The sequence below is a fragment of the Dyella nitratireducens genome, from assembly GCF_014642835.1.
In the GTDB taxonomy this organism is placed as follows: domain Bacteria; phylum Pseudomonadota; class Gammaproteobacteria; order Xanthomonadales; family Rhodanobacteraceae; genus Dyella_B; species Dyella_B nitratireducens.
The window spans coordinates 285713-307148 of record NZ_BMJA01000002.1; the positions used below are offsets into that span (position 1 = coordinate 285713).

Annotated in this window: 24 protein-coding genes; 13 read left to right on the forward strand and 11 right to left on the reverse strand. The window is 60.4% G+C overall.

Annotated features, from left to right (window positions below; translation table 11 throughout):
- The 3 genes from IEX75_RS12225 to IEX75_RS12235 form a co-directional block, all read left to right on the forward strand.
- Window positions 1-233, forward strand: a 233-nt coding sequence (locus IEX75_RS12225; RefSeq protein WP_188794599.1) for a fimbrial protein, incomplete at its 5' end; no start/stop codon positions are given.
- Between the two features lie 10 nt (window positions 234-243).
- The gene (locus IEX75_RS12230; protein ID WP_188794600.1) at window positions 244-780 is read left to right on the forward strand and encodes a fimbrial protein; all 537 of its coding nucleotides are present in this window, start codon (window positions 244-246) and stop codon (window positions 778-780) included.
- A gap of 10 nt (window positions 781-790) precedes the next feature.
- Window positions 791-1354: a fimbrial protein gene (locus IEX75_RS12235; RefSeq protein WP_188794601.1), complete on the forward strand. Its 564-nt coding sequence runs from the start codon at window positions 791-793 to the stop codon at window positions 1352-1354.
- Between the two features lie 25 nt (window positions 1355-1379).
- Here the strand turns inward: IEX75_RS12235 and IEX75_RS24315 are convergent, their stop codons facing one another.
- The gene (locus tag IEX75_RS24315; RefSeq protein WP_268236480.1) at window positions 1380-1511 is read right to left on the reverse strand and encodes a hypothetical protein; all 132 of its coding nucleotides are present in this window, start codon (window positions 1509-1511) and stop codon (window positions 1380-1382) included.
- On the opposite strand from IEX75_RS24315, the gene IEX75_RS12240 reads away from it, so the two are divergent.
- The 5 genes from IEX75_RS12240 (at window position 1510) to IEX75_RS12260 (ending at window position 8603) form a co-directional block, all read left to right on the forward strand.
- A complete protein-coding gene (locus tag IEX75_RS12240; RefSeq protein WP_188794602.1) occupies window positions 1510-2274 on the forward strand; it encodes a fimbrial biogenesis chaperone in 765 nt (254 codons plus the stop codon). The two genes, IEX75_RS24315 and IEX75_RS12240, sit on opposite strands and share 2 nt — an antisense overlap.
- Before the next feature lie 101 nt (window positions 2275-2375).
- Entirely contained in the window at window positions 2376-3137 is a 762-nt protein-coding gene (locus IEX75_RS12245; protein ID WP_188794603.1) for a fimbrial biogenesis chaperone, read from the forward strand.
- Between the two features lie 676 nt (window positions 3138-3813).
- Window positions 3814-4938 (forward strand): prephenate dehydrogenase, encoded by a 1125-nt coding sequence (locus IEX75_RS12250; RefSeq protein ID WP_188795637.1) that lies wholly within the window; start codon window positions 3814-3816, stop codon window positions 4936-4938.
- 137 nt (window positions 4939-5075) lie between these two features.
- Window positions 5076-7004: a DNA repair helicase YoaA gene (gene yoaA / locus IEX75_RS12255; RefSeq protein WP_188794604.1), complete on the forward strand. Its 1929-nt coding sequence runs from the start codon at window positions 5076-5078 to the stop codon at window positions 7002-7004.
- Between the two features lie 165 nt (window positions 7005-7169).
- Window positions 7170-8603, forward strand: coding sequence for a sugar porter family MFS transporter (locus tag IEX75_RS12260; protein ID WP_188794605.1), 1434 nt, complete (start codon window positions 7170-7172; stop codon window positions 8601-8603).
- 227 nt (window positions 8604-8830) lie between these two features.
- On the opposite strand, the gene hemE is transcribed toward IEX75_RS12260, so the two are convergent.
- From hemE to IEX75_RS12285, 5 genes are all read right to left on the reverse strand, one after another.
- On the reverse strand, window positions 8831-9901 hold the full coding sequence (gene hemE / locus IEX75_RS12265; protein ID WP_188794606.1) for a uroporphyrinogen decarboxylase: 1071 nt from the start codon (window positions 9899-9901) through the stop codon (window positions 8831-8833).
- 3 nt (window positions 9902-9904) lie between these two features.
- Window positions 9905-10168, reverse strand: a complete 264-nt coding sequence (locus IEX75_RS12270) for a WGR domain-containing protein (protein ID WP_126684421.1) — start codon at window positions 10166-10168, stop codon at window positions 9905-9907.
- Between the two features lie 129 nt (window positions 10169-10297).
- Complete coding sequence (locus IEX75_RS12275; protein ID WP_229720802.1) at window positions 10298-11320, reverse strand: terpene synthase family protein; 1023 nt, start codon at window positions 11318-11320, stop codon at window positions 10298-10300.
- A gap of 419 nt (window positions 11321-11739) precedes the next feature.
- Window positions 11740-12837 (reverse strand): 3-dehydroquinate synthase, encoded by a 1098-nt coding sequence (gene aroB / locus IEX75_RS12280; protein ID WP_423373024.1) that lies wholly within the window; start codon window positions 12835-12837, stop codon window positions 11740-11742.
- Entirely contained in the window at window positions 12834-13376 is a 543-nt protein-coding gene (locus tag IEX75_RS12285) for a shikimate kinase (RefSeq protein WP_188794607.1), read from the reverse strand. The genes aroB and IEX75_RS12285 overlap by 4 nt, the downstream gene beginning before the upstream one ends.
- A gap of 40 nt (window positions 13377-13416) precedes the next feature.
- Between IEX75_RS12285 and IEX75_RS12290 the strand changes: the two genes are divergently transcribed.
- Window positions 13417-14262 (forward strand): NAD-dependent epimerase/dehydratase family protein, encoded by an 846-nt coding sequence (locus IEX75_RS12290; protein WP_188794608.1) that lies wholly within the window; start codon window positions 13417-13419, stop codon window positions 14260-14262.
- Between the two features lie 9 nt (window positions 14263-14271).
- On the opposite strand, the gene IEX75_RS12295 is transcribed toward IEX75_RS12290, so the two are convergent.
- Both IEX75_RS12295 and IEX75_RS12300 read right to left on the reverse strand, forming a co-directional pair.
- Window positions 14272-15024, reverse strand: a complete 753-nt coding sequence (locus IEX75_RS12295; RefSeq protein ID WP_188794609.1) for a response regulator — start codon at window positions 15022-15024, stop codon at window positions 14272-14274.
- A gap of 275 nt (window positions 15025-15299) precedes the next feature.
- Window positions 15300-16130, reverse strand: coding sequence for a kinase (locus IEX75_RS12300; protein ID WP_188794610.1), 831 nt, complete (start codon window positions 16128-16130; stop codon window positions 15300-15302).
- Window positions 16131-16170: 40 nt separating this feature from the next.
- Here IEX75_RS12300 and pdxH point away from each other — a divergent pair, with 40 nt between their 5' ends.
- The 3 genes from pdxH to IEX75_RS12315 are packed head-to-tail and all read left to right on the forward strand — an operon-like array spanning window position 16171 to window position 18041.
- A complete protein-coding gene (gene pdxH, locus IEX75_RS12305; protein WP_188794611.1) occupies window positions 16171-16758 on the forward strand; it encodes a pyridoxamine 5'-phosphate oxidase in 588 nt (195 codons plus the stop codon).
- 13 nt (window positions 16759-16771) lie between these two features.
- On the forward strand, window positions 16772-17212 hold the full coding sequence (locus tag IEX75_RS12310; protein WP_188794612.1) for a secondary thiamine-phosphate synthase enzyme YjbQ: 441 nt from the start codon (window positions 16772-16774) through the stop codon (window positions 17210-17212).
- 10 nt (window positions 17213-17222) lie between these two features.
- Window positions 17223-18041 carry a cobalamin-binding protein gene (locus IEX75_RS12315; protein ID WP_188794613.1) on the forward strand — a complete coding sequence of 273 codons (819 nt, stop codon included), beginning with the start codon at window positions 17223-17225 and terminating at the stop codon, window positions 18039-18041.
- Between the two features lie 64 nt (window positions 18042-18105).
- Here the strand turns inward: IEX75_RS12315 and IEX75_RS12320 are convergent, their stop codons facing one another.
- The 3 genes from IEX75_RS12320 to proC are packed head-to-tail and all read right to left on the reverse strand — an operon-like array spanning window position 18106 to window position 20052.
- A complete protein-coding gene (locus IEX75_RS12320; RefSeq protein WP_188794614.1) occupies window positions 18106-18651 on the reverse strand; it encodes a hypothetical protein in 546 nt (181 codons plus the stop codon).
- 6 nt (window positions 18652-18657) lie between these two features.
- The gene (locus IEX75_RS12325; RefSeq protein ID WP_188794615.1) at window positions 18658-19227 is read right to left on the reverse strand and encodes a YggT family protein; all 570 of its coding nucleotides are present in this window, start codon (window positions 19225-19227) and stop codon (window positions 18658-18660) included.
- A gap of 3 nt (window positions 19228-19230) precedes the next feature.
- On the reverse strand, window positions 19231-20052 hold the full coding sequence (gene proC / locus IEX75_RS12330; protein WP_188794616.1) for a pyrroline-5-carboxylate reductase: 822 nt from the start codon (window positions 20050-20052) through the stop codon (window positions 19231-19233).
- 333 nt (window positions 20053-20385) lie between these two features.
- On the opposite strand from proC, the gene IEX75_RS12335 reads away from it, so the two are divergent.
- Window positions 20386-21423 (forward strand): type IV pilus twitching motility protein PilT, encoded by a 1038-nt coding sequence (locus IEX75_RS12335; RefSeq protein WP_188794617.1) that lies wholly within the window; start codon window positions 20386-20388, stop codon window positions 21421-21423.
- Window positions 21424-21436: the final 13 nt, after the last annotated feature.

The following is a 21436-nucleotide window of genomic DNA, read 5'->3' on the forward strand; positions in this document are numbered from 1 at the left end:
CGGCACCGTATAGCAATGCGTTTGCCAATCAGGGCACCGCCAAGGGCGTGGCGCTTGAGCTGTGGCAGAAAAACGGTTTGCAAGCCATCCCCAATAGCAGCACCCCTATCAATTTCGCCCCTCAGGGTACAGGCGGAAAGTACACCTTCTCGGCTCGCTATCTCCAAACAGCGCCAACAGTCACGGCCGGTACGGTCAACGCCACCGTCACGGTTACGGTCAACTACAAATAGGGTGAACGTCATGCAACGCTGGTCCATCAACGGCCTCTTGTCTAGTTTTCTGCTGCTTGCCTGCGCCGCGCCGAATGCGGCCTGGGCGGAAACTGCACATATCAATTTTTCCGGCACCATCAGCGGGCCACCGACGTGTTCCTTGCAAACATCCCATATCACCCTCCCCATCGGCGAGGTGGACAGATCGGTGTTTACCGGGGTGGGAAGCTATTCGGACTGGTCGCCCAATGTGGCCTTGATTTCGGCCGGTTGCAGCAATGCGTCCTTGGTATCGATGACTTTCAACGGCACCGCTGATACCGATAACACCAGTTTATTCAAGGCCGTCGGCGGCGCCACGGGTGTCGGTATCCAAGTGTGCAAGACGGGCAGCAGCGACCCTGCCAATTGTGCAGTACCGAACGATACGAGCAAGCGCGTTACTTTTGATCCGGCTGCAGCCGGGCAGGGTTACTCCTTTGCGGCGCGCTATATACAAACCACGCCCACGGTTACCCCGGGAACGGCCAACGCCACGATCACCGTGTTGATCACCTATACCTGATGGTCCAACTATGAACACTATTTCAGAATCAACAAGGTCATATCCGCTGTGGCGTAAAACACTGACTGGCTGGCTGGTTTGTGGTGTGCTGACACTTGGGAGCAGCCTGGCGTTCGCACAGAGCACGGACAACGCCCAGATCGATGTGACCGGTAGCATCACTGGCGGGGCATGCACCATATCAACACCTTCGGTATTCCTTGGCGACCACAATCCTGTCGAATTCAAAGGCGTAGGGACATTCACCGATTGGGTCGACTTTCCAATCACCTCGGGAGGCTGCACACCCGATATCGTGACCTTATACATGGGTTTTGACGGTACCGCCGATGTTGATGACGCCAATGTGTTTGCCGTGGCATCAGGTGGCGCTACTGGCTTGGGCATCCAGCTGCAGGGTCTGGATGCAGCCCAAACCATCGTCATACCCAACAGCACCACGCAGTTGGTCACCTGGGTTCCTGTCGCGGCTGGAGGAACTTATCCCATGCGCGCGCGCTATTGGCAGACCAAGGCGACGGTGACATCGGGCCCGGCCAATGGCACGGTCACGGTGATGCTTTCCTACAATTAAAAGGTTCTGTTCTTTCAGAATTGGATCAAGATTCGGCTTGATACTGGATTCTGTATTTATCCTTCGCCTCCAGAGCTATGGCCAGTTGCTTGGCACCGGGGCCATGGCGGAAGAACAGCGCGCCTGCCCTCGTTATTTCTATGCTGGAGTCGAACATGAATATTGCCCCGCTATCCCGTATGGCACGCCAATTAATTTTTGTTTGCTTGGCCGTCTTGTTCAGTCTGCCAACGCGAGCCGACGTGGTGCTCAACACCACGCGTGTGATCTATCCCGTGCCGGAGCGCGAAGTCACGCTTGCACTGGCCAATGACGAAAAGACCCAACCCCGTTTGGTGCAAGCGTGGATCGACGACGGTCGAGTGAATGTTCCTCCCGATCAAATGCGTGTGCCATTTCAACTGTCGCCGCCGGTGTTTCGCCTGGATGCCGGCAAAAGCCAGGTGCTGCGTATCACTTACACGCACGACGATGACGCGGGGAAGTCGCCGCCCAAGGACAAGGAATCCTTGTTCTGGCTCAACGTGTTGTCGGTGCCACCCACACCAGACAATGCGAAAAAACAGAACGTGCTTCAATTCGCGATCCGTACCCGCATAAAGTTCTTTTTGCGGCCCGAAGGACTTGCAGGCGATCCGGAACAGGCGCCGACACAGTTGCAATGGAAGCTTGCCTCTCAGGGTGCCGAGCAGGTTCTTGAGGCTTATAACCCGAGCGCCTATTACATCTCTCTCGCCAAAGTTGCCCTGGTGGCGAAGGACCAGGAAATCCAAAGCGAGGCACCGCCTATGCTCGCTCCAGGCGCTACTGAAAGATATGTTCTCAAACGCTCGGTGCAGCCACCTTCGGGCGCGGCAACGGTGCGTTTTACGACGGTAAACGACTTCGGCGCGCAAGTGGAGCACACCGCAACGTTGTAGCTGCGTGCTGTGTCCACGTTCGGTTTGAATAGTGCTGTTGCGATGACGAATGCCCACGATGGCCGTCGTCAGGCAATCGGCTTGGATTATCGGAGGAAGCGATGACGACTCGTTTCATTTTCAACGCATGCTTGGCGACCATCTGCTGCCTGATCGGGTTTCTTGCTGCGCCCGTGCGTGCTGGTGTAGTGATCGAAAAAACGCGATTGATTTATCCGGCGCAAGAACGTGAAGTCACGGTGTCACTCGTCAATGACAATAAGGACATACCGGTACTGGTCCAGGCATGGATCGATGAGGGGGACCAGAAAAGTGCGCCGGATCAGATCCAAGTGCCGTTCTTGCTGGTACCACCGGTTTTCAGGATGGAACCAGGCAAAAGCCAGTCGCTAAGGATTAGTTCTCTTCCTGACAAGTCATTGCCAACTGACAAGGAATCCGTGTTCTGGCTGAACGTCATGGAAGTTCCGCCCAAACCCAAGGCTGCCAAGGACAAAGCAAGCAACACCTTGCAGCTGGCCTTTCGCACCCGTATCAAGCTGTTTTTCCGGCCCAACGGTTTGGTCGGAGCGGTGGGTGATGCACCAGGTCAGTTACGTTGGAAGCTGGAAAAGGAGGGTACGCGGCAGGTGCTTGAAGCGAACAATCCTTCCTCCTATTACGTTTCCTTCGAAAAAGTGTCGTTGCTCGTGGACGGGAAAGAAGTCAAAAGCGAAGATCCGCAGATGATCGAGCCGGGCGGTACACAACGCTTTGTGCTTGACGCTGCCGATTTGCCCGTTGGTGTAAGGACTGAGGTGCAGTTTACCCATATCGATGACTACGGCCAGATCGTCGCGCACACAGCGACGTTGATGCGTTAGTAAACGGCTTGAATCGCGTCAGGTGTCCCGCTGGTTTCGCGGCCAATACTTAGCATTTTTACTTCGGCGTCATTCCGGCGAAGGCCCACTGCTGTCCGGGGAAGTTTTTAGCTTGCCGGATCGGCCCCCTCCCCTACGTGTAGTAGGGGAGGGTTGGGGTGGGGTGAAGCAACCTCGCCAGAGATTCCATCATGTTTCTTATCCATTCCCGCGTAGCGGGAAGCGAGCTTCGCTCGCCTCACCCCACCCCAGCCCTCCCCTGCAAGCAGGGGAGGGGGCATTTCCGGTTCACTCGTGGATATCGCGTTGAACAAACTTTTTTAAGTCGCTTGCTGCGCGAATCATGCCAATGTGTTGCCCCTTAAGTGCTCGCTACTTTTTCCGCAAAGTTTCCCCGGACAGCAGTGGGCGAAGGCCGGAATCCATGGTGAATGCGAAGCATGGATTCCGGCGTTCGCCGAGGCGCTTTACAACAACGAAGCTGGTCAATGACGGTTCGGTAATTTACTAAATCTTGGCCACCCTGCTGATTTTGCTCAGATCATCAAGCGGAAAGCGTGGGGATACTTCAGAACTGGTTGTCACGCTGACTTGCGAGAAAATGGCACGATAAAATATGGCGGCAATCACACCGGATGGCCACGGCAAGAGGGAGACAACTTTGCAAACCCATGAAATGCCCCGCATCGGGCTGGTCGGTAGCCAGGGTGCCTATGGCCGCTGGTTGCGGTGCTTTTTTGAAGACCGCATGGGTTTGCGGGTGGTGGGCCATGACCCCCATGGCGACACCGCACTCACCGAACGCGCTCTGATCGAATCCGTCGATGTCCTGATCTTCTGTGCACCCATCCACCAGACTCCGTCCGTCATTCGTCATTACGTTGAACAGGCTGCGGGTGCCGAACGCGGGCAGCTCTGGCTCGATATTACGTCGATCAAAGCCGGGCCTGTCGCCGCCATGCTCACGTCGCAGGCCGAGGTTGTCGGCCTGCATCCGATGAGTGCTGCACCCAAGTCCGCTACCTTGCGCGGTCGTGCCATGGTGGTGTGCGAAGCACGCCTGGATAGGTGGCGCGCATGGCTGGAACGTTTTCTGGCTGCTACGGAAGCCGATTGCGTACGCGCCAATGCCGACCAGCACGATCGTGTGATGGCCCTGGTGCAAGGTATGGTCCATGCCACGCATATGGCGCAAGGGGCGGTGCTGCGCGAGTTGGCGCCAACGGTGGGCGATCTTGACGGCATCCGGCCTTTCAGCTCCGTGGGTTATGAGCTGGATGTGGCGGTCACGCGCCGTATTCTCGCCAGCAATCCAGTCATCTACCAGGACATCCAGTTCGAGAACCCCTATGTCGCGCCGATGTTGGAACGTCTTGCCGCGCATATCGACGGCCTGCGCGATCTGGTTCGCCAAGGCGACGATGTAGCACGCGAGCGCATGCGCGAAACGCTGCTGACTCAGAGCCGTAGTTATGTTGGTGAACAAGCGGTTGCTGAAGGCAGTTATGCGTTCGAGCGCCTGGGTTATCTGCTCGCCGATTTGCGCGAACCACGTTACATCAGCGTCTTTCTGCCGCTGGATCGACCTGGCTCGCTGCGTGCTTTGCTATCCGTGTTCGAGCAGCGCGGCGTGAATCTCGACTCCATCCACTCTTCACGTAGCGCAGAGGGTGAATTGTTGTTTCGCATTGGTGTCAGCAGGGAGTGTGATGCAATGGCACTGCGCGACGCCATAGATGCCATTGCGTGGCAAGGCATCGGTCGCGTGGTAGAAGCCGCTGGTATGGCGACACCATCCTGACGATTGCTGGTATGTCAATGTAGGTTGGGGTGCAAACCCCAACATGACGTGTGTCCAAGCCTGGCGATGTTGGGGTTTGCACCCCAACCTACGATGGCATGGGCATACCTGTCTGCGGTTTGGTTCATACTGTGCCAATGACCGATTCTGACGACAGCGGCGCACTACTCGGCGCCGAAGGCCCCTTTGCCCGCGAGTTGCCGAATTTCGCGCCGCGTCCCGCGCAGCAGGCGATGGCGCGCGCGGTGCAGCACGCCATCGCCGAATGCGAAACGCTGATTGCCGAAGCGGGTACGGGCACAGGGAAGACATATGCGTATCTGGTGCCGGCGATGCTGTCGGGCGAGCGGGTGATCGTTTCCACAGGCACAAAGGCGTTGCAGGATCAGTTGTTTTTTCGCGACATCCCCAAGGTGCGCTCGGTGCTGGGCGCGCGGCTGAAGATCGCACTGCTGAAAGGGCGTGCCAATTATCTGTGCCTGTACCGGCTTGATCAGACCGTGCGTGAAGGGGCCGCATTCGAGCGCACGCAGGCTGCACAGTTGGCGGCGATCCGTGCGTGGTCCGCACGTACGCGTCGTGGCGATCGCATGGAATTGGCGGAGGTGCCGGAGGATTCGCCGCTATGGCTGCGCGTCACCTCCACGCCGGAAAACTGCCTGGGCGTGGAATGTCCGTTCTATGACGACTGCCACGTGATCACCGCGCGCCGAGAAGCGCAGGAGGCGGATCTGGTGGTGGTGAATCATCACCTGCTGTTTGCCGATCTGGCTTTGAAACAGGAGGGCTTCGGCGAGATTCTGCCGGGCGCACAGGCTTTTATTCTGGACGAAGCGCATCAGATACCGGAGCTTGCTGGACAGTTCTTTTCGCAAAGCATCAGTGCACGTCAGCTCACCGAGCTGGCACAGGATGCCCTGGCCGAATGCAACGGCGTTACGGGTGCGATCGGCTTGGTGCTGGAACCAGTCGAAGCACTGCAGGAAGCAGTACGCAAATTCCGGTTGGCCATCGATACGTTGCCGACACGCGGGCCATTCCACGAGCTTTGGCAACGCGAAGGTGTACCTGATGCACTGCATGAGCTGGGTGAGGTGTTGGCCGCGCTGACCGATGCACTGGCTTCGCAGGCCGAGCGTTCGCGTGGTCTGATGAACGTGCACGAGCGTGCAGCGCACTTGAGCGAACGGCTGGAGCGTGTCGCCGAAGCATCATCCGAGCAGGACGTGCGCTGGTATGAATTGTTTCCGCGTGGCTTTGCCTTGCATGCCACACCGCTGGATCTGGCCGCGCCATTGCGTGCGATGCGCGAATGCACGCATGCGGCGTGGATTCACACGTCGGCCACCTTGTCAGTGGCCGGACACTTCGATCACTTCGCGCGACAGCTTGGCCTGGATGATCCACAGACATTGAGCTTGGAAAGTCCTTTTGACTACACGCGGCAGGCGTTGTGTTACATGCCGGATGGCTTGCCTGATCCAGGTATGCGTGATTACACCGATCGCGTGATCGATGCCACGCTCCCCGTGCTGGAAGCGTCCAATGGCCGGGCGTTCCTGTTGTTTACCTCGCACCGCGCGTTGCGCCGCGCGGCGGAATTGTTGGCCGATCGCGTGCCCTGGCCCTTGTTCGTGCAGGGCAGTGCGCCGCGTCATCAATTGCTGGAAGAGTTTCGCGCCAGTGGTCATGGTGTGTTGCTTGGCGCAGCCAGTTTTTGGGAAGGCGTGGACGTGGCGGGCGAAGCATTATCAGTCGTGATGATCGACAAGCTGCCGTTCGCAGCGCCGGATGATCCGGTGTTGCAGGCACGGCTCGAAGCGTTGGAGCAGGCAGGCATCAACCCCTTCATGGGCTGGCAGGTGCCGTCAGCGGTGATCGCGCTGAAGCAGGGGGCTGGGCGCTTGATTCGCGATATTCATGACCGCGGGGTGTTGGTGCTGTGTGATCCGCGACTTACGACCAAAGGCTATGGGAAGTTGTTTCTCAATAGCTTGCCGGCGATGCCGCGTACGCGAGATATCAGCAACGTGCAGCGCTTCTTCGAAGGCGCCCCAGCTGTGTAGGTTGGGGTGTAAGCCCCAACATCGCCATGTTTGTCACGGCGCCATGTTGGGGTTTGCACCCCAACCTACAGTAGTCTTTCCCTGCATACGTATTCAGGCGGACAAGGCCAGCAGGCATACGCAGAATCGTCCACGACCCAACCATCATGCGGGGAGCATGATCACATGCACTTAAATACAAACAATGCGGGCGCGGCGCAGGGTGAAGAGGCGCGCACTACGGCCAGGGTTGTGCTGATTGCAGCGGCGGCGGCCATCGGTGGATTTCTGTTCGGTTTCGATACGGCTGTCATTAATGGCGTTGTTGATGCGGTGCGTCATGGTTTTGGCTTGAGTGCTGGACAGATCGGCATCGCTGTTTCTTGCGCCTTGCTCGGTTCCGCAGTGGGTGCGTGGTACGCGGGGCCATTGGCGGATCGCCTGGGCCGCGTGCGCACCATGCAGGTGGCCGCGCTGTTCCTGGTGCTGTGTGCGATCGGCTCGGGTTTGGTGCACGGCGTGGCGAGCCTGATGTTCTGGCGCGTGATCGGTGGCATCGGCGTAGGTGTCGCTTCGGTGATCGCACCGGCCTATATCGCGGAAGTGTCGCCGGCGAACGTGCGTGGACGGTTGGGTTCGATGCAGCAGCTGGCGATCGTACTGGGTATTTTCGTTGCGTTGCTTAGCGATGCATGGCTGGCAAACACGGCCGGCGGTGCGTCAGGAAAACTCTGGTTCGGCCTGGAGGCCTGGCGCTGGATGTTCCTGGTTGCCACGGTGCCCGCACTGATCTACGGCGTGCTTGTGCTGGGTGTGCCGGAATCGCCGCGTTATCTCGTGGCACGCGGACGTCCTGCCGAAGCGCGCGTGGTGTTGGCAAAGGTGCTCGATCTGCACAGCGATCACGCCCTGGATGCCAAGATCAACGACATCGCGCATAGCTTGAAGGTGGAATACCGCCCCACCTTGAAAGACCTGCGCGGTCCGCGTGGCGGACTGCTGCCGATCGTGTGGGTGGGCATTCTGCTGTCGGTGTTCCAGCAGTTCGTCGGCATCAACGTGATCTTCTATTACTCCTCTACGTTGTGGCACTCCGTTGGCTTCAGCGAGACCGATTCGTTCTCGATCACGGTGTTCACGTCCATCGTCAACGTGTTAGTGACGCTGGTGGCGATTGCACTGGTCGACAAGATCGGGCGCAAACCGCTGCTGTTGATTGGCTCGGCTGGCATGGCCATCACGTTGGCCATGATGGCATGGTGCTTTTCGCAAGCGGTCGGCAGCGGTGCTTCGTTGAGCCTGCCGGCGCCATGGGGAATGGTCGCGCTGGTGGCCGCCAATCTTTACGTGGTGTGCTTCGGTTTGAGTTGGGGGCCGATGGTGTGGGTGCTGCTGGGCGAGATGTTTCCGAACAGCATTCGTGCGATTGCACTCGCCGTGGCGGCTGCAGCGCAGTGGGTGGCAAACTTTGTCATTACCAGCACTTTTCCGTGGTTGGCGCAGGTCGGATTGGCGTTTGCGTATGGGTTATATGCGCTGTTTGCTTTCGTATCGCTGCTGTTCGTGATGCGTGCCGTGCGTGAGACGCGTGGTATCGAGTTGGAAGACATGCACGCCTGACACATCTTGCGCCGGTATGCGGGCATGCCGGCGCGTTTCATATGTTTCAGGCGGCGCTGATCGTTTGATGGATGGACGTCCAAACAAAACGGGGGGGCATGCGTTGTCGTTGCTTCCCTCGCTGCATACCGCGCCAGCCAAGCGACCGCGTCGGCTCTTGGCACCTAATCTCGCAGATCCCCTCCAGATAAGGGGAGAGGGTTCTGGTTTGCGGGTGCGATGAGCTTTTACGCCGCGCGCAATACGCGGCTGTACGCATGCACTTCGTCCACCAGCACCTTGACGTGCTCGGGATCAACTTCCGGTGTGACGCCATGACCCAGGTTGAAGACATGCCCGGGATGATTGCCATAGCTGTCGAGTACCCGGCGCACTTCGCGCCGAATCACTTCGGGGTTGGCACGCAGCACGACCGGATCGAGATTGCCTTGCAGCGCGACCTTGCCGCTCACCGCTTCGCGCGCATCGGCAAGATCGATGGTCCAATCCACGCCGAGTGCGGCACAACCCGTCCTGGCCATCTCGGCCAGATGTGCATTGGCACCTTTGGAGAACAGGATTAACGGCACTTCGCGTGCATGCGCATCACTCTTTAGTGCGTCGGCAATCTGCGCCATGTAGCGCAATGAGAATTCACGATAGGCCGACGGCCCCAGCATGCCGCCCCATGTATCGAAGATCATCAGTGCTTGCGCACCCGCGGCTGCTTGGGCGCTGAGGTAAGCGGCCACGGAGCGCGCCAGTGTGTCGAGCAACTGGTGCGCCAGCGCGGGCTCGTTCCAGCACATGGCTTTGGCTGTCGCGAAATCGCGGGAACCTTCGCCTTCCACCATGTAGCAGGCAAGTGTCCAGGGGCTGCCGGAAAAACCGATCAGCGGTACGCGGCCGGCCAGTTCGCGGCGGATCACGCGCACGGCATCCATCACGTAGCGCAGCTCGCCTTCCATATCCGGCACGCCCAAGCGTTCCACGTCGGCGCGTGTGCGGACTGGATGGGCGAATTGCGGACCTTCACCTTGTGCGAAAGAAAGGCCCAGGCCCATCGCATCTGGAATAGTCAGGATGTCGGAGAACAGGATGGCGGCATCCAGCTCGTAGCGCTCCAGCGGTTGCAGCGTGACTTCGCAGGCCAGCTCGGGGTTGGTTGCCAGGGCCATGAAGCTGCCGGCCTTGGCGCGCGTGGCGCGGTATTCGGGCAGGTAGCGGCCGGCCTGGCGCATGACCCATACGGGTGTGGTATCGACGGGCTCGCGGCGCAGGGCGCGCAGCAGGTGATCATTCTTCAACGGTATAGACATGTTTTATCGACGTCCGTAGGGGCCATCTACCCCTTGGGCAAAGACCACGCGATAGCCGCGTTTGAGTTGGGCATCGCGCACTTTTTCGAAGGCGGCGATGGCTTCATCGCGCTCCAGGTATTGATCGCGCTTGAGCGTGGCGCGGCCGCCCTGCGTGCCGGATTCGCGGTAGAGCGTCCAGCCTCCGAGCAGATCCTGCTCCAAGACGATCTGGACGTAGCGCGGCGGCTCGGCCGAGGCGGGCATGGTTTGCAGGTAAAGGCGCATGGCGTCCTGTATGGCGGTGCGGCGACAAGACCGCAGGCAGACCATTTTAGAGGGCCGGCGCCCTGCTAGCGAGAGTGGATGCCCGGGCATGAGCTGGATATGAGATGCCGGGCGGGTCTGGCGGTGGCCCTAGACGAGATGAGCGAATGCGCGATCGTCCGCATCCTTTTCGGCAAACTGGGGCGAGTAGCGTTGGGTATCGTGTTCAAGCCAGTCGAAATAGCCGCGCAACCAGTCCTTCAGGCCTGCGATATAGGTATGCAAGCAATGATCTGCGTTCTGTTCCGTGGCGGCGGCAAGGACAAGGAATTGGTCGATCTCCGTGCGTATTCTTGCGGCGGCGTAGTCAAAGGCATGTTGTAGCGAGCGTTCCTGGGCCGCGTAGACAGTCACCATATTCCAAAACTGACCAGGCTGTTTCATTTCCACGTCTACGCTGTGGGTATCGTTGCTCCAGCAGACAATGTTGTTGACCTGAAGACGCAGTTGCTGCACTTCCGGCCGGGAAAGAACAGCGGCGGGCAGCGGGGCAGCGTTGGCGGGATCGATCAGGTCAAGGGTTGGATACACACCGCCCATGTACCGCCGGACGGTTATGTACGTTTGCATGGCGGGTGGTTGGCCATTCAGATGATTCAGGATTTGCAGGCCGGCCACGGTTGCCCACAATCGCATGCCGTGCGCGAATCGCTCAAAGTGTTCCGCGGGCAGCAATTGTCTGAGGCGTTCGCATACATCGAGCCACGCCGTCTCACCGTATACGGGTTTTTCGCTCAGGCAATGAAGATCCATGACGTCCAGCATGGCGGTCAATTGAGGGACGGTGGACGCAGAGATACGGTCGACGCGATCAACGAACAGATCGTCGATCAGGAAAAAACAGGCGATGTAATCGGCGATGGCTTGCAACAGGCGGCGTTCCGCATGGGGATAGCAGCGTGCAGCCAGCCATGCAAAGCGTGCCCTAACCGTGCGGCGGCGGTGTTCTTCGTTGAGAAACAAGCCATGTGCCTGCGCCCAGTCGAGCATGGCGCTTTCTATCTGCTCAGCCTTGGGTGCGCAGGCCGAAGGCCAGGGAATGTCGAAACGCGGGTGGGACGGAAGGGCGAGTGAGGCCGGGGTGTCGGCAACGGGCGACAAGGGCGTATTCAAGGCGGTTTCTCCGGCAGGCAGATGCAGATCCTTGGGTGTCCTTTGCCAGGGAATGCAGGAGGCGGTGTCGCCCCTTGTGTTGCCGTCGGCGCGTCACCGGTATCCAGCGTCTCCCTGCAGGGAGCTGATTGCAGCACTTGAAGCTTGAGCGGCCCTGACTCGGCGATCAGGGGTGTAGCCAGTTGTCTTGCCGATGCATGGAGCGAGCGAAGCGTGTAAGGCTCGCCGTATGGCATTCGAAATGTGGTTCTTGCCGCAGATGGCGAGGGTTGATCCACGGCATCGACAGTTTCTGCCGAACTGCACTCAATAGAACGTCAACAACGCCCATGAAAAGAGTTAAGCACGCTCTATGACGTGCTCTTTTGCAACGAAGTGAGTGCGTTTGGGTGCCGTGTGCCTGAACGACTGTGACCCGCTTACATGGCTTCGCGCAGCACCGCGAGAACGTCTGCCTCGTCGACACCCGAGATGATTTCTGCAAGCCCGATACCGTGCCACAAGATCAGCCGCAGCGTACCGGCAGTGTTCTTCTTGTCCAGCCGCATCAAGGCCAGCAACTGTTCCGGGTCGTAGCCGGTGGGAACGTCGGTCGGCAGGCCAATGGCTTTGAGCAACTGCTCAAGACGCAGCGTGTCGGTGCTATGGCTCATGCCCAAACGTTCGGAAAGCCGTGCCGCCAGCAGCATGCCGACAGCCACGCCTTCACCGTGCAGTAGCGTGGTGTAGTGGCCTGCCGTTTCCAGCGCATGGCCGAAGGTATGGCCCAGATTGAGCAGCGCCCGTTCGCCTTGCTCGGTTTCATCGCGTGCCACCACGCCGGCCTTATAGCGCACCTTGGTGGCGATGGCCTGTACGAGGGCGGTTTCATCGCGCGCCGCGAGTGCCTGCGCGTGTTGTTCCAGCCAGTTGAAAAAGATGGCATCGCCGATGGCAGCGCCTTTGATCACTTCAGCCATGCCAGCGCGGTATTCGCGTGCAGGCAGGCTGTCCAGCGTGCCGATATCGGCCACCACCGCACGCGGCTGATGAAATGCGCCGACCAGGTTCTTGCCGGCGGGAAGGTTGACGCCGGTCTTGCCGCCGACGGAGGAGTCCACCATCGACAGCAAGGTCGTCGGCATCTGGATGAAGTCGATGCCACGCATCCAACAAGCTGCGGTGAAGCCGGCAAGGTCGCCTACCACACCGCCGCCCAAGGCAATGATGCAGGCATCGCGCGTTGCGCCGAGTGTGGCTAGTGCTTCCAGTGCAAGACCGACATTGGCGAAGCTCTTGTGCGCTTCGCCATCCTCGAGCAGGAACGAAGACCAGTGCAGTCCGTCCAGTCCGCGTGTTAGGCGCTCCAGATAGAGCGGTGCGATGGTGCGGTTGCTGATCACCAGTGCGTGTCTGCCGCGCAGCATGGCGCGCCAGCGGGCATGATCATCGAGCAGGTCGCGGCCGATCCATACGGTGTAGCTGCGTTCGCCAAGCGTGACGTGGATGGTTTCCTGGGGCGTAGTAGTGCTCATCATGCGGCTTGTCGATTCCAGTGCTGTTCCAGCAATGCCATGCAACGCTCGCTGGCAGCAGCAACGCCTTCGTTGTCCGGGCCGGGCGAGACGGTCAGATCGGTGATTTCGGCATATAGCGAGGTACGCGCTGCTGCCATCGCTTCCAGCTTTTGATGTCGATCGGCATCTGCCAGCAATGGGCGCGACGTATCGAGTGCAAGCCGTTGCAACTGCACCGGCACGGTCGCCTGCAGCCATACCACATAACCACGTTCTGCCAGGGTGCGGCGGTTGGCCGGATCGAGCACCGCCCCGGCTCCACTGGCCAACAGTACACCGCGGCGACCGCTACACTCCTCCAGCATGGCGCGTTCGCGCCGGCGAAAACCGGCTTCACCTTCGATGTCGAAGATGGTGGTGACGGAAACGCCGGTGACGCGCTCGATTTCCTGGTCGAGATCGATAAACGGCATGCCATAACGTGCCGCGAGCTGCCGACCGATGGAGGTTTTGCCTGCACCGGTGGGGCCGATCAGGAACAGGTTGCACGAAGGATTCATGCGTGGATATTAGCAAGCGAGTCGACAATCAGGTGGGCGGATGGCCGAACGGATCTTGATCGCCGGCTGCGGCGACCTGGGTGAGCGCGTCGCGCGCTTGCTGCTGGCGCGGGGTGGCGAGGTCTATGCGCTGCGCCGCAATCCTCCTCGTGGTGACGATGGCATTCATTGGCTGTCCGCAGACCTGGCCAGTCCGGAAACGCTCACTGTCTTGCCCGAAGGGATCACCCGGCTGATCTTCACGCCGGCTCCGGATGCGCGCCAAGCGGATGTCTACCGCGCCGTTTTTCTCGACGGTTTGCGCAATGTGTTTGATGCCCTGGATACCCGCTCGTTGCAGCGCATGTTGTTCGTGTCATCCAGCGCGGTGTATGGCGAACACAGCGGAGAGTGGGTGGATGAAGCCACGATGCCCGCGCCGTTGAGCTTCAATGGCCGGATTTTGCGGGAGGCCGAGCTGGCGTTGTCGGCGTATCCAGTTGATTCGATCGTGCTGCGTCTTGCTGGTTTGTATGGACCGGGGCGCCTGCAGCTGATTGATCGTCTGCGTGCAGGGCAGGTGAGTGCGCCGCGGCACCCCAGGCACTGGGCCAATCGAATTCACGTCGATGATGCTGCAGCCGCGATCGTGCACCTGCTTATGCTGCACGATCATCAAGCGGTGTATCTGGGAACGGACGATACGCCGTTGCCGATGGACGTTCTTTACGACGATCTCGCCGCTTTGATCGGTGCGCCGAAGGTTCCTGATGGGCCTTCACCCACAGGTATCGGCAGCAAGCGGCTCAGCAACGCAAGGTTGAAGGCCAGCGGCTTTCGCTTTCGCTGGCCGGATGCACGCATGGGTTACGCGGCATTGTTGGATAAGCCCCTGCCATCGGCTTGATAGCTGGGATCAACTTTCCGGAGTATCGGGCGTCGGCCGACGCTTCGCCTCATGATGCGGTTCGGCGCTCTGCGAGGTAAGTTGTTCCTCGATGCCATACTTGATGAGGTCTGCATCGCGGCTGATGCCGAGCTTGCGCATCGCACTCATCTTCTGCGTGCTCACCGTTTGCTTGCTGCGTTCGAGGCGGCGTGCGATTTCGCTGATGGTGAGGCCCGACACGTACAGCCGCACCACTTCCAGCTCCCGGGTGGAAAGATGGCGTGCGCGTGATGACGTACTGGCTCCTTGAATACCATGCCGCTGCACTACGGCTTCAATGCCGGGCGAAAGATAACGCTTGCCGGCGAGCGATGCGTAAAGCGCCGTGGTGAGATATTCCAGTGGATCGGCCTTGCTCAGAATGCAGTTGACGCCTTGTGCCAGCAACGTGCGAATCACGTCGGCATTGTTCATCATGGTCAAGGCGATCAGGTGGACGTTCGGAAAGCGGCGACGGAGCAGGCTGAACAGCGTGACCCCATCGCCATGGCTGCCGCCAGGCATGGCGTAGTCCGAGACGACGACGTCGACGGATTGCTTCTCCAGCAAATCCACCAGCACGGTCGAGTTGCTGGCGATGCCGACAATGCGTACGTCCGCTTGGCCTTGCAGTTCGTGCAGAAGTCCGGCCAGCAGCAGAGGATGATCGTCAGCGACCACCACGCGGACTTCGCGCTCACTGGTTGACTGGGTTTCGTGGGTTGATTTCGTGGACGTCATGCTGCACAGCTCTTAAGTGTTTTCCTAACGCTGCCGGCTGCGCCGGGGAATCATTCGGCAGCGGCGCAGCGCCCCACATGCGTGGGTGGGTGTGTCATCGTTGGAGTCCTGGCCTTTGACGAAAAATGCGAGCGAATCGTCTGCGCGGCGGTACGGCTTTCACCAGGATTTGCTGTTCGTCGATTATGGTCAGACGAAACCTTCGGACAATAGAACTTTTCCGAAATGCATCGGCGCATGGGAAGGCGCGGAATGACTGGCGCGAAGCGCTGTTTTCAATTGTGGCTGAGGCCCATCACGTGATGATGGGTGTCATATTCGACGCAGGTGTCGGCCAGCACCGGCAGTGTGGCCAGGGCATGTCGGCTAAGTCGCTCGAAATGAAGCAGAAATCGTTGCATGGCCGTTGCGTCCATCGCCAGTGGTGCGCCGCGTGCCAGCAGATCCTTCTCGGTTTCGCTGCGCCATTCGCGGATCACTTCCCAGTTCGGTGCCTGCAGCACGATCAGGGCATCCAGCTTGCGCCACACCGGCTGGTACGCGCGCAGCTGCTTATTCACCCAATGGCGCCAGCGGCCGTCCGGATCTTCGGTACGTTCCAGTTCGTTTACCGGATCTTCCAGCGCGCTTTCCAGTTGCGGCCTGAGGCCGAGCGCCCAGCCTTCCACCACCACCAGGCGCGGTGGACGGGTGGTGTGCGGCCAGCGTGAAGGTGGCATGCGCGTATCGCGGCCCTTGTCGAAACGCGGCCAGGTCACTGGAAATTTTTCTGAAGCATTGGGCAGGGCTGCCAGCACGGAAAGCAGCAGTTCGATTTCATGCGTGCCGGGCACGCCGCGCGTCTTCAGCAGCGGGTGCACCTGATGGGCGAGCGCCTCGCGTTCGCTGCGCGAGTAGTAGAAGTCGTCCAGTGCGAGTACTTCCGTCGGCCAGCCACGATGGTCGGCCTGGGCCTTGATCACACGCGCCAGGGTGCTTTTGCCGCTGCCCTGCAGGCCGGACAGACCAAGCACATACGGCCGCTGCACCCGCGCGATACGGCCGGCGTAATGATCCAGCAAGTGACCCGCGAGGGCCTCGTTCTGCGTGCTAGCATCATCCTTCATCGCGTAATCATGACGTGCGCCGGCTACGATTCAAATACCCATGCTCAAACCCGAGATCCTTGACACTTTCAACACCTTGCTGGATCAGGCCGTGGCCAGTGGCGACCCGGAGCCCAATGCCATGACCCTGTCCAGCGTTGACGCCGCGGGACGGGTCAGCTCGCGCATCGTACTGCTGAAAGGGGCGGATCAGCGCGGGTTTCGCTTCTTCACCAACTACGAGAGCGACAAGGGCGTGCAGATCGAAGCGCACCTGCAAGTTGCCCTGTGTTTCCACTGGAAGCGCCTGCGCGAGGGCATACAGGTGAGAGTGGAAGGCTTGGCGCGCAAGCTCACGGCAGAAGAATCCGACGCCTACTTTGCAAGCCGCCCGCGCGGCAGCCAGATTGGCGCATGGGCGTCGCTGCAATCGCAGACCCTGGCGGCGCGCGAGATGTTCGAGCAACGCGTCGCGCATTACGAGCAGCAGTTCGCAGACCGCGAAGTGCCGCGCCCGCCGCACTGGGGCGGGTACCTGGTGGAACCTGACATGGTGGAGTTCTGGTACGGCGCCAACTTCCGTCTGCACGAGCGCGTACGTTGGGACCGCCACGGCCAGACCTGGACCCATCGTCTGCTCTACCCATGAGGAGAAGCGCGCCATGACCCGAGCCACACCTGCGGAACATGTCGCGCAAAACGGCTTCACCGTGCACACGCGCGGACGCGGCTTCAGCGAGGTCACCGACAAGGTGGCGGAGCTGGTTGCGGTCAGTGGCGTGCACACCGGCATCGTCAACGTCTTCACCGCGCATACCAGTTGCTCGTTGTTGATCAGCGAAAACGCCGATCCCTCCGTGCGTGCTGATCTGGAGCGCTGGTTCACCCGCGCCGTGCCGGATGGCGATGCGATCTTCCAGCACGACGCCGAAGGCCCCGATGACATGCCCTCCCACGTGCGCGCCATCTTGACTGGCGTGAGTCTGACCATCCCCGTGCACGGCGGCAAGCCGCAGCTGGGCACCTGGCAGGGCATTTACTTGTGGGAGCACCGGGTTGATCCGCACCAGCGCAAGGTCGTGGTGACGGTGTTTGGACATTGATGACACATGCATGACCAAAAACGATCCCTATCCCCATCGCATCGTCTGTCTCACCGAAGAACCCACCGAAGTGTTGTACGCGCTCGGCGAGGAGCACCGCATTGTCGGCATTTCCGGCTTCACCGTACGACCGCCGCGCGCGCGCAAGGAGAAGCCGAAGGTGTCGGCCTTCACCAGCGCGAAGCTGGAGGAAATCCTGGCGCTGCAGCCAGACCTGGTGATCGGCTTTTCCGACATGCAGGCGGATATTGCACGTGATCTGATCCGCGCCGGTGTCGAAGTTTGGATCAGCAATCATCGTAGCGTGGAAGGCATCCTTGCCTACATTCGCCGCCTAGGCGCGATGGTAGGTGCGTACGAAAAAGCCGAAAGCTATGCGCAGCGCGCCGAAGCCCATCTTGCCGAGGTGCGTGCTGCCGCCGCCGCATGGCCGAAGCGGCCGCAGGTGTATTTCGAGGAATGGGACGAGCCGATCATCACTGGTATTCGCTGGGTGGCGGAGCTGATCGGCATCGCGGGCGGCGATGATCTGTTTCCCGAACTCGCGCGCGAATCGCTGGCGAAAAACCGCATCCTGGTGGACGGCAGCGAAGTCGTGCGGCGTGCGCCGGACATCATTCTTGGCTCGTGGTGCGGCAAGCGCTTTCGTCCCGAGCGTGTGGCGCAGCGGCCAGGATGGGAAGCGATTCCTGCGGTACGCAATGGCGACATGCAGGAGATCAAATCGCCGATCATCCTGCAGCCGGGGCCGGCGGCGCTATTCGATGGGTTGGATGCCATGCATGCCGTGTTTGCGGAGTGGGCGGCGCGGCACGGGATACCAGCGTAGATTGGGGTGCAAACCCCAACATGGCGATGCACGTACGTCTATGCGTTGGGGTTTTCACCCCAACCTACGGGCCACGTGGCAAGCACGGTGCGGCAATACGCTGCAACGCATGGCTCTGCACCGCATCCAGCACAAACTCTGCCGCCAGTGGCGGCGTCTGCATATTGTTGGCGTTCTGAGCCCAGATGATCGTCACACCCGGCTTGCCGAGTGCTGCAACAAAATCCGTCACGGCATTGCGCCTCCTGAGCGTGGTAGCGATGCCGAACACGAACATGTCTGGATCATCACCACTGATCCAGCCTGTTACCGGAACCGGCGAAAAAGATTGCTTGCCCACTTGCAGCGTCGCACTGGGCAGTTGTGATGCCGGCGCATTCGGTCCTTCAAACGCATCGAAAGGGAAGTCAGGTGCGGTGTCGCGAACCACCGCCAATTGCAGCGACAGCGCACCACCGCTGCCTGTTGTGCACATCAGCGTGAACAAGGCGGGATGTTCGCCGCTTTGCGTCGTGATGGTGCCGTGCAAGACAAGTTGCGGCGGTCCCGGCTGCGAAGCGTTCGCCAGACCGAACGCGAATGCGAGACAAAGCAGCCAATGCCTCCACATGACGGTTTACCGCGCCAAGCTCGCGCCGAAATCGAACAAAGGTGCTGCAATCAACCGTTGCGCCAGCAGCAGGATGATCACCACCACCGTGGGCGAGAAATCGATGCTGCCCACGACCAGCTTGCCGCGCAGCGGGCGCAGCAGCGGCTCCACGATGGTGCCGGCAAGACGGTACAAGGGGTGATAGGGATCGGGCGCAAACATGCTGAGCAGCGACCAGCCGAAGATCACCACGATGTAGAACAGCAGCACGAAGTTGAGCAGGTCGGCGAGGGAGATCACCAGCAATCCCAACCACGCTGGTACAAAGCCCAGCAGAGCAGAAAGCACCAGCCGTTCCAGCACGAAGGTGAGCAACAGGATCAGCAGGGCAGCGAGGTTGATCCGCCGCCAGTTCGGCAATACGCGCCGGATCGGCGAGAGGATGGGATTGGTATAGCGATATACGAATTGGCTCAGTGGATTGTGAAAATCCGCCCGATTGGCTTCGGCCAGCAGGCGTACCAGGAACAGCGTGGCGATGGCGCCGAACGCCATTTGGACCAGCAGGGTCAGCGCATCAACGAGGTATGACATCGGTCAATCCTTATCCAAGGCAGCGGCAAGTTCCTCACCGCGCCGGGTGGCAGCGCCCACCGCGCGGGCGACGATGCGCGGGAATTGGTCGGCACTGAAGCTCTCCAGCGCCGCCTGGGTGGTGCCGTTGGGCGAGGTGACGCGCTGGCGCAGTGTGGCCGGTGCTTCGTTGCTTTCCACCAGCATGCGGCCGGCGCCGAGACAGGTCTGGGTGGCCAGGATGCGGGCGGTCTCGCGCGGCATGCCTTGTGCCACGGCCGCGTTTTCCAATGCTTCGACGAATGCGAAGAAATAGGCGGGGCCGGAGCCGGAAAGGGCGGTAACGGTGTCCATCAAGGCTTCGTCTTCGATCCAGCGGGTAATGCCCACCGCATCCAGGATGTGCTGCGCCTGCTCACGCTGCTGTGGCGTCACGCGCAGGTTGGCGCACAGGCCGGTGGCGCCGGCGCCGATCAGGGCCGGCGTATTGGGCATGCAACGCACGATCGGCAGCAGGTTGCCGAACCAGCGCTCCAACTGGTCGATGCGAACGCCGGCGGCGATTGAGATCAATAGCGGGCGCTTGCGTTGCAGGGTGTCGCGCAGTTCGTGGTGGATGGCGGGCATCACCTGCGGCTTCACTGCCAGCACCAGCACGTCGGCATCCGCCGCGGCCAGCCGATTGTCGTCGAAGGTGGCTACACTAAAGTCGCGCCCCAGGCTTTCGCGCGCCTGCGCCAGCGGCTCGGCCACGCGCAGGTTGGCGGCCGGCGTGCCGGTCTTGAGCAGGCCGCCGATCAGGCTTCGTGCCATGTTGCCGCCGCCGATGAATGCGATGTGGGTCATATCGATAAGGTGTTCCAAGGTGCCAGCGGCATACCTTAACAGCAGCGCCAGTCTGGCTGAGTGAGCGGGTGTTCCAATCCGCGTTTTCCCCAAGGGCAAAGGGGGCTGGTCGGGATGAATGTGTGTGCGCTCGCATTTGCCGCGATGCGCTCCTGCGCGGACGCCGGAAAGGCTGGCTGCGCGCCCCGTGCCGCGAGTAGTATCGGCATCGCTGCAAGGATCGGGGGAATGGCGGGGTTTGCCACGCCAGCGCATCTAACCGGATGACCACCGTCGTCCTGCTGCGGCTTGCGTTTTCGTATAGACGATCGGTTCTTAGGGGAAAACATTCCGATGGATATCGCCGAACTGCTTGCCTTCTCGGTGAAGAACAAGGCTTCCGACTTGCATTTGTCGGCGGGCCTGCCGCCGATGATCCGCGTGGATGGCGACGTGCGCCGCATCAACATCCCTGCACTGGACCACAAGCAAGTGCATTCGCTGATCTACGACATCATGTCGGATAAGCAGCGCCGTGATTACGAAGAATTCTTCGAGACCGACTTCTCATTTGAGATCCCCGGCCTGGCGCGCTTCCGCGTCAACGCGTTCAATCAGAATCGCGGTGCGGGCGCGGTGTTCCGTACCATTCCTTCCGAAGTGCTCACCCTGGACGACCTGGGTTGTCCCAAGGTGTTCCGCGAGCTGATCGAGCAGCCGCAAGGCCTGATCCTGGTGACCGGGCCGACCGGCTCGGGCAAGTCGACCACGCTGGCGGCGATGGTCGACCACATCAACAAGAACGAATACGGCCACATCCTCACCGTCGAGGACCCGATCGAATTCGTGCACACCTCGCAGAAGTGCCTGGTGAACCAGCGTGAAGTGCATCGCGATACGCATGGCTTCAACGAAGCATTGCGCTCTGCGCTGCGTGAGGACCCCGATTACATCCTGGTGGGTGAGTTGCGCGACCTGGAAACCATCCGTTTGGCCCTTACCGCGGCGGAAACCGGACACCTGGTGTTCGGCACGCTGCATACCAGCTCGGCGGCCAAGACCATCGACCGCATCATCGACGTGTTCCCCGCCGGTGAAAAACCGATGGTGCGCTCCATGCTGTCGGAGTCGCTGCGCGCGGTGATTTCGCAGACGCTGCTGAAGAAAGTGGGCGGCGGCCGTATCGCTGCGCACGAGATCATGGTGGGCATTCCCGCCATCCGCAACCTGATCCGCGAGGACAAGGTGGCGCAAATGTATTCCTCCATCCAGACCGGTCAGCAATACGGCATGCAGACCCTGGACCAGATCCTGCTCGACCTGGTGAAGCGCGGCTTGGTCACGCGTCAGCAGGCGATCGGGTATGCGAAGAACAAGGAAGTGTTCAAGTGATTGAGGGACGTCC

What these genes read in the sequence shown, in the direction of transcription:
- hemE (WP_188794606.1), bottom strand. Translation starts at nt 9,901, where the DNA reads ATGTCTATACCGTTGAAGAATGATCACCTGCTGCGCGCCCTGCGCCGC.
- IEX75_RS12320 (WP_188794614.1), bottom strand. Translation starts at nt 18,651, where the DNA reads ATGTGGAGGCATTGGCTGCTTTGTCTCGCATTCGCGTTCGGTCTGGCG.
- yoaA (WP_188794604.1), top strand. Translation starts at nt 5,076, where the DNA reads ATGACCGATTCTGACGACAGCGGCGCACTACTCGGCGCCGAAGGCCCC.
- IEX75_RS12295 (WP_188794609.1), bottom strand. Translation starts at nt 15,024, where the DNA reads ATGACGTCCACGAAATCAACCCACGAAACCCAGTCAACCAGTGAGCGC.
- IEX75_RS12325 (WP_188794615.1), bottom strand. Translation starts at nt 19,227, where the DNA reads ATGTCATACCTCGTTGATGCGCTGACCCTGCTGGTCCAAATGGCGTTC.
- IEX75_RS12290 (WP_188794608.1), top strand. Translation starts at nt 13,417, where the DNA reads ATGGCCGAACGGATCTTGATCGCCGGCTGCGGCGACCTGGGTGAGCGC.
- IEX75_RS12230 (WP_188794600.1), top strand. Translation starts at nt 244, where the DNA reads ATGCAACGCTGGTCCATCAACGGCCTCTTGTCTAGTTTTCTGCTGCTT.
- IEX75_RS12250 (WP_188795637.1), top strand. Translation starts at nt 3,814, where the DNA reads ATGCCCCGCATCGGGCTGGTCGGTAGCCAGGGTGCCTATGGCCGCTGG.
- IEX75_RS12235 (WP_188794601.1), top strand. Translation starts at nt 791, where the DNA reads ATGAACACTATTTCAGAATCAACAAGGTCATATCCGCTGTGGCGTAAA.
- IEX75_RS12240 (WP_188794602.1), top strand. Translation starts at nt 1,510, where the DNA reads ATGAATATTGCCCCGCTATCCCGTATGGCACGCCAATTAATTTTTGTT.
- IEX75_RS12245 (WP_188794603.1), top strand. Translation starts at nt 2,376, where the DNA reads ATGACGACTCGTTTCATTTTCAACGCATGCTTGGCGACCATCTGCTGC.
- IEX75_RS12300 (WP_188794610.1), bottom strand. Translation starts at nt 16,130, where the DNA reads ATGAAGGATGATGCTAGCACGCAGAACGAGGCCCTCGCGGGTCACTTG.
- IEX75_RS12310 (WP_188794612.1), top strand. Translation starts at nt 16,772, where the DNA reads ATGACCCGAGCCACACCTGCGGAACATGTCGCGCAAAACGGCTTCACC.
- IEX75_RS12285 (WP_188794607.1), bottom strand. Translation starts at nt 13,376, where the DNA reads ATGAATCCTTCGTGCAACCTGTTCCTGATCGGCCCCACCGGTGCAGGC.
- IEX75_RS12270 (WP_126684421.1), bottom strand. Translation starts at nt 10,168, where the DNA reads ATGCGCCTTTACCTGCAAACCATGCCCGCCTCGGCCGAGCCGCCGCGC.
- IEX75_RS12260 (WP_188794605.1), top strand. Translation starts at nt 7,170, where the DNA reads ATGCACTTAAATACAAACAATGCGGGCGCGGCGCAGGGTGAAGAGGCG.
- IEX75_RS12335 (WP_188794617.1), top strand. Translation starts at nt 20,386, where the DNA reads ATGGATATCGCCGAACTGCTTGCCTTCTCGGTGAAGAACAAGGCTTCC.
- proC (WP_188794616.1), bottom strand. Translation starts at nt 20,052, where the DNA reads ATGACCCACATCGCATTCATCGGCGGCGGCAACATGGCACGAAGCCTG.
- IEX75_RS24315 (WP_268236480.1), bottom strand. Translation starts at nt 1,511, where the DNA reads ATGTTCGACTCCAGCATAGAAATAACGAGGGCAGGCGCGCTGTTCTTC.
- aroB (WP_423373024.1), bottom strand. Translation starts at nt 12,837, where the DNA reads ATGATGAGCACTACTACGCCCCAGGAAACCATCCACGTCACGCTTGGC.
- pdxH (WP_188794611.1), top strand. Translation starts at nt 16,171, where the DNA reads ATGCTCAAACCCGAGATCCTTGACACTTTCAACACCTTGCTGGATCAG.
- IEX75_RS12315 (WP_188794613.1), top strand. Translation starts at nt 17,223, where the DNA reads ATGACCAAAAACGATCCCTATCCCCATCGCATCGTCTGTCTCACCGAA.